Annotated in this window: 1 protein-coding gene; it reads right to left on the bottom strand. The window is 30.0% G+C overall.

Features of this window, described 5'->3' with window-relative positions:
* Positions 1-424: DMT family transporter (locus N2201_07475; protein MCX7786038.1), on the bottom strand; the 424-nt coding region annotated here is incomplete at its 3' end.
* Between the last annotated feature and the right edge of the window lie 293 nt (positions 425-717).

The following is a 717-nucleotide window of genomic DNA, read 5'->3' as shown; positions in this document are numbered from 1 at the left end:
TTAAAAGCACGGCAAGAACAATTAGGATTACGCCAATAATCTGCAGAAAAGTCATGCGTTCTTTGAGAAATAACATTGAGAGTATTATTATAAAAGGACTATGTAAACAAGAAACAATGGCTAAAAGTCCGGCACCAATTTGATTTAAGCACATAAAGTATAAAGTATCAGCAATCGCCATACCCAAAATACCACTAAGAATAAAGATTAAATATTCTTTACTTGAAGCATTACGCAGTAATGATTGGCCAAGGATTTTAATTGTGATAAGAAAGAGAATGATTGCTATAAGATTTTTGAAAAGATTGAGGGCAATCGGATGCACGGTCTCACCACTTTTCTTAAAAAGGATAACTGCTAATGCCCAGATAATTGCACATAATACTGATAAAATTTGACCCAGATAGTTTTCAATTCCGTTCATTGCTTACCTAAATTTAATATACTAATTACTAATACCGGCAAATCATATAATTTAAGCCTAAAGTGCTTGACATATTTGATTAATTCGATTTGTCCAATCAAAAAGTTTTATTATACACGCAGACCATCTAAAGTCAATTAAGTGTTTTATAGAAGCACAAATAATTTACACAAAATCTAAAATATACCGTTTTGACAGGAAATACAAATTTGTGTTTAATTATTTAGATTTCAAAGAGTTATATGCATTACAACTATTCTTTTAGGAGGTATATTTTAAGAGGTTGAAATAAA

The organism is candidate division WOR-3 bacterium, assembly GCA_026418155.1.
Classification (GTDB): Bacteria; Hydrothermota; Tepidihabitantia; order Tepidihabitantales; family CAIPLT01; genus JAOABV01.
The sequence above is the reverse complement of the archived record's forward strand: the minus strand, read 5'-3'. Positions and strand labels throughout refer to the sequence as shown.